This is a genomic window from Rhizobium sp. KNZ2-6A (genome assembly GCF_056755475.1).
The window spans coordinates 1-10,298 of sequence record NZ_JBNDIC010000092.1 but is presented as its reverse complement, the minus strand read 5'-3'; the positions used below and the strand labels follow the sequence as shown (position 1 = coordinate 10,298).

Annotated in this window: 11 protein-coding genes and 3 tRNA genes; 8 read left to right on the top strand and 6 right to left on the bottom strand. The window is 58.1% G+C overall.

The features are described from left to right. Nucleotides 1-45: 45 nt before the first annotated feature. Nucleotides 46-1,233 carry a cystathionine beta-lyase gene (locus ACPYOP_RS32020; RefSeq protein WP_481414233.1) on the bottom strand — a complete coding sequence of 396 codons (1,188 nt, stop codon included), beginning with the start codon at nucleotides 1,231-1,233 and terminating at the stop codon, nucleotides 46-48. 371 nt (nucleotides 1,234-1,604) lie between these two features. On the opposite strand from ACPYOP_RS32020, the gene ACPYOP_RS32015 reads away from it, so the two are divergent. The 5 genes from ACPYOP_RS32015 (at nucleotide 1,605) to ACPYOP_RS31995 (ending at nucleotide 6,359) form a co-directional block, all read left to right on the top strand. After that, nucleotides 1,605-2,630, top strand: coding sequence for an amino acid ABC transporter substrate-binding protein (locus tag ACPYOP_RS32015; RefSeq protein ID WP_481414232.1), 1,026 nt, complete (start codon nucleotides 1,605-1,607; stop codon nucleotides 2,628-2,630). Nucleotides 2,631-2,726: 96 nt separating this feature from the next. Next, nucleotides 2,727-3,920: an amino acid ABC transporter permease gene (locus tag ACPYOP_RS32010; protein ID WP_481414231.1), complete on the top strand. Its 1,194-nt coding sequence runs from the start codon at nucleotides 2,727-2,729 to the stop codon at nucleotides 3,918-3,920. 1 nt (nucleotide 3,921) lies between these two features. Then, entirely contained in the window at nucleotides 3,922-5,076 is a 1,155-nt protein-coding gene (locus ACPYOP_RS32005; RefSeq protein ID WP_481414230.1) for an amino acid ABC transporter permease, read from the top strand. 18 nt (nucleotides 5,077-5,094) lie between these two features. Further along, nucleotides 5,095-5,868 (top strand): amino acid ABC transporter ATP-binding protein, encoded by a 774-nt coding sequence (locus tag ACPYOP_RS32000; protein WP_113233389.1) that lies wholly within the window; start codon nucleotides 5,095-5,097, stop codon nucleotides 5,866-5,868. A gap of 329 nt (nucleotides 5,869-6,197) precedes the next feature. Next, nucleotides 6,198-6,359 carry a hypothetical protein gene (locus ACPYOP_RS31995; RefSeq protein WP_481414229.1) on the top strand — a complete coding sequence of 54 codons (162 nt, stop codon included), beginning with the start codon at nucleotides 6,198-6,200 and terminating at the stop codon, nucleotides 6,357-6,359. 89 nt (nucleotides 6,360-6,448) lie between these two features. Here the strand turns inward: ACPYOP_RS31995 and ACPYOP_RS31990 are convergent. The 5 genes from ACPYOP_RS31990 to ACPYOP_RS31970 form a co-directional block, all read right to left on the bottom strand. After that, nucleotides 6,449-6,525 (bottom strand) — tRNA-Arg (locus ACPYOP_RS31990). A 90-nt stretch (nucleotides 6,526-6,615) separates the two neighbouring features. Beyond that, a complete protein-coding gene (locus tag ACPYOP_RS31985) occupies nucleotides 6,616-6,921 on the bottom strand; it encodes an ETC complex I subunit (protein ID WP_481414228.1) in 306 nt (101 codons plus the stop codon). Nucleotides 6,922-7,097: 176 nt separating this feature from the next. Further along, a tRNA-Pro gene (locus ACPYOP_RS31980) sits at nucleotides 7,098-7,174 on the bottom strand. Nucleotides 7,175-7,324: 150 nt separating this feature from the next. After that, nucleotides 7,325-7,825 carry a DUF192 domain-containing protein gene (locus ACPYOP_RS31975; RefSeq protein WP_481414227.1) on the bottom strand — a complete coding sequence of 167 codons (501 nt, stop codon included), beginning with the start codon at nucleotides 7,823-7,825 and terminating at the stop codon, nucleotides 7,325-7,327. A 13-nt stretch (nucleotides 7,826-7,838) separates the two neighbouring features. Next, on the bottom strand, nucleotides 7,839-8,417 hold the full coding sequence (locus tag ACPYOP_RS31970; protein ID WP_047634624.1) for a cold-shock protein: 579 nt from the start codon (nucleotides 8,415-8,417) through the stop codon (nucleotides 7,839-7,841). Between the two features lie 196 nt (nucleotides 8,418-8,613). Between ACPYOP_RS31970 and ACPYOP_RS31965 the strand changes: the two genes are divergently transcribed. The 3 genes from ACPYOP_RS31965 to ACPYOP_RS31955 all read left to right on the top strand — a co-directional run bounded on the left by ACPYOP_RS31965 (nucleotide 8,614) and on the right by ACPYOP_RS31955 (nucleotide 10,297). Then, nucleotides 8,614-9,054, top strand: a complete 441-nt coding sequence (locus ACPYOP_RS31965; protein WP_481414226.1) for a VOC family protein — start codon at nucleotides 8,614-8,616, stop codon at nucleotides 9,052-9,054. Between the two features lie 204 nt (nucleotides 9,055-9,258). Further along, a complete protein-coding gene (locus tag ACPYOP_RS31960) occupies nucleotides 9,259-10,053 on the top strand; it encodes a hypothetical protein (RefSeq protein WP_481414225.1) in 795 nt (264 codons plus the stop codon). Nucleotides 10,054-10,225: 172 nt separating this feature from the next. Beyond that, nucleotides 10,226-10,297, top strand: a tRNA-Glu gene (locus tag ACPYOP_RS31955). Nucleotide 10,298: the final 1 nt, after the last annotated feature.

The following is a 10,298-nucleotide window of genomic DNA, read 5'->3' as shown; positions in this document are numbered from 1 at the left end:
AGATGTGTATAAGAGACAGCCTTAAATCGATCCCGATTTAAGGAATTATGCAGTAGCTGCGGCAAAGCCCTTCTCAATGTCCGCCTTGATATCGGCGACGTCTTCCAGGCCGATCTGCAGGCGGATGACCGGCCCCTCGGTCGGCGCCTTGGTGACGCGGCGGTCGTTGAGATTGACCTGCAGGGCGAGGCTTTCGAAACCGCCCCAGGAATAGCCGAGACCGAAAATGCGCAACGCATCGAGGAAGGCGTGCGCCTTCGCCTTGAACTTCCGCGCATCGTCAACCGCCAGCACGAAAGAGAAGATCCCGCTTGCGCCCTTGAAATCGCGCTTCCACAATTCGTGGCCAGGGAAGCTCGGCAGTGCCGGGTGCAAGACGCGCGCGACCTCTTCCCTGCCCTCGAGCCACTCGGCAATCGCAAGCGCGCTCTCCTGATGCCGCTCCAGGCGCACGCCCATGGTGCGCAGGCCGCGCAGCACCTGATAGGCGTCGTCAGGCGCGCCGCAGATGCCGAGCTGACCATGCGCGTCCAGCAACTGCTTCCAATGCGCCGCATTGGCGGAAACGGATCCCATCAGAATATCGGAATGGCCGGCCGGATATTTCGTGACGGCATGAATGGAGACGTCGACGCCGTGATCGAGCGGCTTGAAATAGAGCGGCGTCGCCCAAGTATTGTCCATGGTGACGACGCAGCCATGCCGGTGAGCCGCCGCCGAAATCACCGGAATATCCTGCATCTCGAAGGTATTGGAACCCGGCGCCTCGGTGTGAACCAGCTTGGTGTTCGGTCTGATCAATTGTTCGATGCCGGCTCCGATCATGGGATCATAGTACTCGACCTCGATGCCGAGGCGCTTCAGCATGGTATCGCAGAAGAAGCGTGTCGGGCCGTATACCGAATCAACGATCAAGGCATGATCGCCAGCAGACAGGTAAGCGAGCAAAGGAATGGTGACTGCCGCGAGCCCGGACGGCACGAGGATCGTTCCGGCCGACCCTTCCAGCGCATCGATCGCCTCGCACAGCGCATCCGTTGTCGGCGTGCCGCGCGTTCCATAGGTATATTTCTGGTCGTGCGTCTCCATGACGCGCGCATTGGGGAACAACACCGTGGAGGCATGCACGACAGGCGGATTGACGAATCCGTGGTAATCGAAGGGCGAATTGCCGATGTGGGATAAACGCGTGTTGATGCCGGCGTTCTGCAGGAATGTGTCTTTGTCTTTCATGTCCGGATATGCCTTTGGCGCTGTAGGAAACCGGATTTGTGGCGGGCAAGTCCGATGGGGTCAACCCCGATCCTTTACGCGGCGCCTTTTATTCGAAGGCTAAAATAACGAAACCATTGAAAAAACTCCAGTTTCGCGCAGTTTTTCGGCAAAATGCCGCCCATTTTGGCGCCAAACGCCATTTTTTCAGCCGCGGAAGGCGAAAATGCCGAATAAATCCGCAATTATTGAGGCGATCTCTTGACCGTTACACCATTTGCGACTGTGATAGGATCACTCGCACCGGGAAGGGAAGGAACGTGGTTCCCCAGGAACCTGCTTCGGAAGCGATTACATTTTAACTATAAGACAAAGAGACAAAGGTAGGGAAAATGAAAAAGTTTGCTCTCTCCGTATTCCTCGGAGCCGCAGCATTGGCTTACACCGCGTCCGGCGCTTCGGCTTCGACGCTCAGCGACGTGAAAGCTAAAGGCTTCGTGCAATGCGGCGTGAATCCTGGCCTTCTCGGCTTCGCACAGCCAGATGCGTCCGGCAACTGGGCCGGCTTCGACATCGACTTCTGCAAGGCTGTGGCTTCCGCCGTATTCGGCGACCCGACCAAGGTGAAGTATACGCCTCTCAGCGCCAAGGACCGCTTCACGGCATTGCAGTCCGGCGAAATCGACGTGCTGTCGCGCAACTCCACCTGGACCATCAACCGCGACACCGCGCTTGGGCTCAAATTCCGCCCCGTCACCTATTATGACGGCCAGGGCTTCCTGGTTCGCAAGGAGCTGAACGTGAAGTCGGCGCTCGAACTCTCCGGCGCGGCTATCTGCGTCCAGTCCGGCACGACGACCGAGCTCAACCTTGCCGACTATTTCAAGACCAACAACCTTCAGTACAATCCAGTGGTCTTCGATAAGCTCGAAGAAATCACGACGGCCTATGACTCCGGCCGTTGCGACGTCTTCACGACAGACCAGTCGCAGCTTTATGCCGTGCGCCTGACGTTGAAGAACCCGGACGACAACGTCGTTCTGCCCGAGATCATCTCGAAGGAGCCGCTTGGCCCGGCCGTTCGCCAGGGCGACGACCAGTGGTTCAACGTCGTGAGCTGGACGGCCTATGCGCTCGTGAACGCCGAAGAGTTCGGCATCACCCAGAAGAACGTCGACGAGATGAAGAATTCGCCCAACCCGGATATCAAGCGCTTCCTCGGCGCCGAACAGGGTTCCACGATCGGCACCGACCTCGGCCTGACCAACGACTGGTCCTACAACATCATCAAGGGCGTCGGCAATTACGGCGAAATCTTCGAGCGTAACATCGGTGCAGGCAGCCCGCTGAAGATCGCCCGCGGCATCAACGCCCTGTGGAACAAGGGCGGCATCCAGTACGGGCCTCCGGTTCGCTAAGCGGGAAAATAGCCCAATTATCGGAGAAAGGCGGCAAACCGCCTTTCTCACCTCAAGAAAACAAGCCTGAAACGGGCACATTGGGGAAAACTCTGCATGGCAATTACTGCAAATTCGCCTGAGGGCGAGCGCTCACCCCTATCGGCAGCGCTATACGACCCCAAAGTCCGGGGTGCATTTTATCAGGCCATCACGATTATCATTCTGGCCGGCGTCTGCTGGTTCATCGTCGACAATACGATTGATAATCTGCGCGCATTGAACCGCTCCTTCGGATTTGGCTTTCTCGAAGGTCGCGCCGGCTTCAATCTGGGACAGGCCCTGATCCCCTATTCCAGCGATTCAACCAATATCGAAGCATTGGTCGTCGGCGTGCTCAACACGCTCCTCATATCCTTTGTGGGTATCATCGCTGCGACGATCGTCGGTTTTGTCATCGGCATAGGCAGGCTTTCGAACAACTGGCTGATTGCGAAGCTTTCCCAGACCTATGTCGAGATCTTCCGTAATATCCCGCCGCTACTCGTCATTTTCTTCTGGTACAGCGGCGTTCTGGTGCTGCTGCCGCAGGCGCGCGATGCCGTGCATCTGCCGTTTTACAGCTACCTCAGCAACCGAGGCCTCGCCTTCCCGAGCCCGATTTTCGCCGCGGGCATGTGGGCGGTCGGCGTTGCTTTCCTCGTTGCCATAGCAGTGGTGTTTTTCGTGACGCGCTGGGCGCATAAACGTCAGGCGGCGACCGGGCAGCAATTCCATACAGTCTGGGTGGCGATCGCAATCCTGGTCGGCCTGCCGCTGCTGGTCTTCCTGGCGGCGGGCATGCCGCTTTCCTTCGACTATCCTGTCGCCGGCAAGTTCAATCTCACCGGCGGAACGGTCGTCGGACCGGAATTCATCGCCCTTCTCCTGGCGCTTTCGCTCTATACCGCATCCTATATTGCCGAGATCGTGCGCGGCGGCATTCGCGGCGTGCCGAAGGGCCAGTCGGAAGCGGCGGGCGCGCTCGGCCTTCGGGCGGCGGCCATTAGCCGGCTTGTCGTCATTCCGCAGGCGTTGCGCATCATCATTCCGCCGCTGACAAGCCAATATCTCAATCTTGTCAAGAACTCGTCTCTCGCTATCGCCATCGGCTATGCCGATCTCGTCGCCGTCGGCGGCGTGATCCTCAACCAGTCCGGCCGGGCCGTCGAGGTCGTCATCATATGGATGATCATCTATCTCGCCTTGAGCATCGTAGTGTCGCTGTTCATGAACTGGTTCAACGCCAAGATGGCTCTGGTGGAGAGATAAGATGTCGGGTGTAGATCAAAACTTCGTCAGCAAGTCGCTTCTGTCGGCGCAGCCGGCACCCGCCAGCGAAAGAGGCGTGTGGCACTGGTTGAGAAAGAACCTCTTCGCCACACCGAAGGACATTGTCCTGACCGTGCTTGCCATCGCCTTTCTCGCCTGGACGATCCCGCATCTGGTCAATTGGCTGTTCATACAGGCAGTCTGGAGCGGAACCGACCGCACATTCTGCGCCACCACGGTTCAGGGCGGAACGCAGCCGGATGGCTGGAATGCCGCCTGCTGGGCCTTCGTTCGCGCAAAATTCGTCGTCTTCATGTTCGGCCTCTATCCACCGGACGAGCGCTGGCGGCCGATACTCGTCATTATCCTGACGATCATCGCCTTCGTTCCGCTGCTCATGCCGTCGGTTCCCAGGAAAGGATTGAATGCAATCCTGGCATTCTTCGTGCTGCCGATTATCTCGTTCTTCCTGCTGCATGGCGGTTTCGGCCTCGAGACCGTGGAAACAGAGAGATGGGGCGGTCTGCTGGTGACGCTGGTGATCGCGTTTGTCGCAATCGCGGTGTCCTTTCCATTCGGCATTCTGCTTGCGCTGGGACGCCGGTCGAAGCTGCCCATCCTTCGCATGCTGTGCGTCGGCTTCATCGAAATCATCCGCGGCGTGCCGCTGATCACGGTGCTGTTCATGGCCAGCTACATGCTGCCGCTCTTCATGCCGCAAGGCTGGACGGTGGATAAGCTGCTGCGTGCCGTGGTCGGCGTTGCTATCTTCACCTCGGCCTATATGGCGGAAGTCATTCGCGGCGGTCTTCAGGCAATACCGAAGGGCCAATTCGAGGGTGCGGATTCGCTCGGCCTCGGCTACTGGCAGAAGATGCGGCTGATCATTTTGCCGCAGGCGATCAAGCTGGTCATTCCCGGCATCGTCAACACCTATATCGGCATGTTCAAAGACACGTCGCTCGTCGCGATCATCGGCATGTTCGACCTGCTCGGCATCGTCCGTCAGAACTTCGCGGATGCTACTTGGGCAAGCGCGGTCACTCCTGTAACGGGTCTCGTTTTCGCGGGATTCGTTTTTTGGCTGTTCTGCTTCGGTATGTCGCGCTATTCAGGTTTCGTGGAACGCCATCTCGACACCGGCCACAAGCGATAAAATTGAGGGAAATATAAAATGGCTGAAGCCCAATCGAAAAAAATGACCGTTTCCGAGACCGAGGTCGCGGTCGATATGATCAATCTGAACAAGTGGTATGGCGACTTCCATGTGTTGCGCGATATCAACCTGAAGGTCATGCGCGGCGAGCGCATCGTCATCGCCGGCCCTTCTGGCTCGGGCAAATCGACGATGATCCGCTGCATCAACCGCCTGGAAGAGCATCAGAAGGGCCAGATCATCGTCGACGGCGTGGAGCTGACGAACGACCTGAAGAAAATCGACGAAGTGCGCCGCGAAGTCGGCATGGTGTTCCAGCACTTCAACCTCTTCCCGCACCTGACCATTCTGGAAAACTGCACGCTGGCGCCGATCTGGGTGCGCAAGATGCCGAAGAAGCAGGCGGAAGAAATCGCCATGCACTTCCTCAAGCGCGTCAAGATCCCCGAACAGGCAAAGAAATATCCCGGCCAGCTTTCAGGCGGCCAGCAGCAGCGTGTGGCGATCGCCCGCTCGCTCTGCATGAATCCGAAGATCATGCTGTTCGATGAACCGACCTCGGCGCTCGATCCGGAAATGATCAAGGAAGTGCTCGACACGATGGTGGGCCTTGCCGAAGAGGGCATGACCATGCTCTGCGTGACCCACGAAATGGGCTTCGCCCGCCAGGTCGCCAACCGCGTCATCTTCATGGACCAAGGCCAGATCGTCGAACAGAATTCGCCAAAGGAATTCTTCGACAATCCGCAGCATGAGCGCACTAAGCTGTTCCTCAGCCAGATCCTGCATTAATCGAATAACAGTTCGACCATGAAAAACCCGCCGCTGCATAGCAGCCGGCGGGTTTTCATGTGTAGTTCTCAGGATAGGGGCTGCGAAGCAAACCTGTCAGCCCAGCGGCAGAGCGCAGGCCTGCTTGACGATCTCACATGGCACGTCCGTCTTGACGTTCTGAATGCTATTGACCTTCGTCAGATGCGTGGACTGGAATCGCCTGTGGTCATCAAGATCGGAAACAGCGACACGCGGCAGCGCGTCTAGCCCTGTAGCGCTTCGCGCAAAACGCGATATACTCACTTCCGCCGCGAATAACGCGGCATTCACGAGACGTCGGGCGGGCCGTGAAGAAAAGCGACAGAATCATCGGCGGACTTGCACTTTTAAGCGCAGCCATCATCGTCATCAAACTGGCCGGATCGATGTTCGGCTACGACCTCATCCAGATGACGGTCGACGCAACAAGGCCTGCGGATGCCGGGAGCTGGCCGGGAGCGGCGAACTGAGGATGGCGAATTGCGAGCGAACCATGCAAATCGCAAATGTGTCGCACATTTTAATAAAATACGCTAACTGACTGTTTTATCAGTGATTTTGGCGACCCCTGCAGGATTCGAACCTGCGACCACATGCTTAGAAGGCAAGTGCTCTATCCAGCTGAGCTAAGGGGCCGTAAAGCCTAGCCGCACCTTCGTGCGGCGGGCAACACATGCCTGAAACCGTCATCAAACTCAATGGGCGGAGTTCAATAAGTTCTTGGCTTCAGTGCGTCCAGGGCTGGATGCGCGTGTAACGGAAATTGTCGGTGTAGGAAACGACCTGACGATCGGCATCCTTGGGAGCGATGACGCGGTATTCTATGCCATTACGCTGGGCATAGGCCTCAGCCTGCTCCTGCGTCTCGAACGTCAGCTTGAGCTGCTGGCGCGTATCGCCCGATGACGTATAGCCCATGATCGGATCGATCTTTCGCGGGGTTTCCTGATCGAACTCCAGAACCCAGATATTGGTCTTAGCCTTGCCGGATTGCATGGCGGTCTTTGCGGGACGATAAATCTTGGCAGGCATCGCTGCAGCGCCTCCGAATCAAGCGGGAATGATCCGCTTTTTGCTTCTCTTGCCTTGACACAGCCCCTTGCGGGCCGCGCGAACACGACTTTTGCTTAGCCGCGAATCCCGTTGTTTTCAAGCGAAAAGGCAGCCGCCCCCAGCGCGAATTCAGCGATATCAATGAGGGGTTTAAATGGTCGGAGTGGAGAGATTCGAACTCCCGACCCTCTGGTCCCAAACCAGATGCGCTACCAGACTGCGCTACACTCCGTACCGTCAGCACGATCAGCCCTACAGGCAATCGTGATCCGATTTCTGCACCGCCGGATACCCGTTTTGCGGAACGAGTGGGGAGATACACGGTTCATCTGCCCGCTGCAACAGGTAAAATGACGCCGGGCAGATCTTCCCCGGCGAAAAGCTATTTGCCGAGCTTTGCGGAGATCGTGACGCTCGTCACCTTGTCGCCGACGGCAAGGCCGAGTTTCCTGACGATCCCGCCGTTCAGTTCGATCACATAGGCGATCGGTCCGCCGGAATTGATGATCGATTCGGAATAGGGCACGGCATTTTCCTGGATATGGGTAATGGTGCCGCCCTGGTCCAGAAAGAGCATGTCGAGCGACAGCTCGGTGTTCTTCATCCACATCATGACCGGCCGCGGCGTGCCGAAATCAAACAGCATGCCGTGGTCGGCCGGCATCTTGTCGCGATACATCAGACCATATTCAAGCTGTGCCGGCGTCAGCGCCAGCTCCACGGTGAATTTATGGGTTTGCCCCTTGGCCGATACGATCGTCAACGGCTCAGAGCCGAAAGCCATCAGCTGCTGTTCCGCGGTTTGTGCGGCGAAGGAGAATGGGGCTATGGTCCCAACGAGAAAAAGCGCCAAAATGGCGCTTTTCAGAACTCTAGGAAACATGTCTCTATTCATGTCAGTGCGGCCGCGTCACCGGGCTCGGCGCATCCGGATGGATTTCCGCCGCCATCAGGCCCTTTTCGCCCGGCCCGAAGCGGACAAGTACCACCTGCCCCGGCCGCAGCTCGGCCAGACCGAAGCGACGCAACGTTTCCATGTGCACGAAAATATCCTCGGTGCCCTCGCCCCGCGTCAGGAAGCCGAAGCCCTTGGTGCGGTTGAACCACTTGACCAGTGCGCGCTCCAGACCGCTCGTCGCCGTCACCTGCACATGTGTACGGACAGGCGGCATCTGCGAGGGGTGCACGGCGGTCGACTGATCCATGGAGAGGATCTTGAAGGCCTGGTAGCCACGCTCCCTGCGCTGGATCAGCGCAACGATGCGGGTTCCTTCGAGAATCGTCTGATAACCGTCGCGGCGCAGACACGTCACATGCAGCAATACATCCTGCATGCCATTGTCAGGCACGATAAAACCGAATCCCTTGGCGACATCGAACCACTTGACGACACCGGAGATTTCGATGAGCTCGACGGTATCGCCGGACATCTCCTCGAAGTCTTCAACTCCCTTCGATGAAATTCTGTCACCCATCCTAGCCAGCCCTCGATTACGCGTCACACTGTTACGGTTAACTGATTCCCTGATATCAAGATTAACATCTTGGTAACGGAAAAGCGCAAGTCCTAGTTTTCGTTTATTCCCACCCTAAGATTATTGCTCCAAGACTTGCGCGAAGCTGGTGCCTCGATCGAAGATCGGCCAGCGCAACATTAAGAGAGGAAATAGAATGCGTTATCTCCATACGATGGTCCGCGTCACCGATCTCGACGCCTCGTTGCATTTTTATAGCACCTTGTTCGGCCTTACAGAAACCCGCCGCTATGAGAACGAGAAAGGCCGCTTCACACTCGTATTCCTTGCGGCAAGCGAGGATGCCGAATCGTCTCGCAGCAACGGCGCCCCCAGCTTGGAACTGACCTATAACTGGGATCCGGAGGAATATAGCGGAGGACGCAATTTCGGCCACCTCGCCTATGAGGTCGACGATATCTATGCGACCTGCCAGAGCCTCATGGACAACGGTATCACGATCAATCGCCCGCCCCGCGACGGTCACATGGCGTTTGTGCGCTCTCCGGACGGCATTTCCATCGAAATCCTCCAGAAGGGCGACAATCTTCCGTCCGCCGAGCCCTGGGCCTCGATGCCCAATACCGGCTCCTGGTAGGAGCCAAGCTTTCGCGAGGCTTACGGCACGCGCGGAGCCATCCGTTTCGCGCTTGTCGCCCATGCCCATCCTCCGGCATGCTTGGACGACTCGAAGCATCATGCATCGGATATCGCGCGGTCATCGTTCCCAGTCGGCGCGTGCGGTATCATCGTCCCTCGCAGGAGGCCGTTCCGATGCAAACCTTTTTGCAGGGAACGTCCCATGTGCGATCAACAGATTTTATACGGCGGGAAGAAGCTCGCAAGCACTATTGCCGTCATCGCCTCAATTGTGATGATCGCCGGCTGCGCGACCACGGCCAAGACGCCGATGGAGACATCGGAAGCAGCACCCGCCGCACAGCCGACGGCGGCCGAACAGCTTGCGGCCGACATGAACAGCAGGGCCGACGACCGCCGGCGCAAAGCCGATGGCTTTTATCGCGACCCCATGGTGCACAGCGTCAACGGCACAAGCCAGCAGATCATAGCCCAGCAGAACCAAGCATTCTATCCCGCCCCGACGGCAGCTCCCACGGAGGGACAGACCGGCATTGCCGGCCTGGTCACGCAGCCGACCGGCGTCAATGCCAATAGAAGCAGCATCTTTTCAGCCCCGCCGCCGATCGCCGTCAACCCGGACGGGACGCTTGCCAAGACCCAGCCTGACGGCGCACAGGCCATAACGCCGATGATGCGCAGCGTCTACAGCACGCCGCCGACAGCGATGCAAACCACGGCGCCGCAGGCGGTCGATGCAGCGGGCACGCCGAACGGCCGCACTTCGGCCGACGTGCTGCCGCCGCCCGTCATCCGCAATGCAACCTCGCCGGCGGCGGGCTCGCCGCAGCCGATTGCCCAGGTTACGGCATCGGGAGTTGCGGCCACGCCGAACCCGAACGTCCGCGAATTGAACGGCAGGCAAGCGGCTGCCCTGGCGCAGTTCATTGCGTCGAAGAACCAGCCCCAGAACGGCAAGCTGCTGGTGCAACCGGTGCAGGGCGCAAACGGCCAGTAAAGAGCCCGCGTTTCCAGGGAATCTCCGATATCGCCGGCAAGAGCCTGTTAAGTCTCACTTATTCATCGCCGGCGGCAGTTTCACCCATCTGTCATTTTTTCCACAAAAAAGCAAAATTGCCGCTTGCGGGAATGAAATCACCCCGCTATAAGCGCGCCACACAACAGCGCACGCGCCCTTCGTCTATCGGTTAGGACGACAGATTTTCATTCTGTAAAGAGGGGTTCGACTCCCCTAGGGCGTGC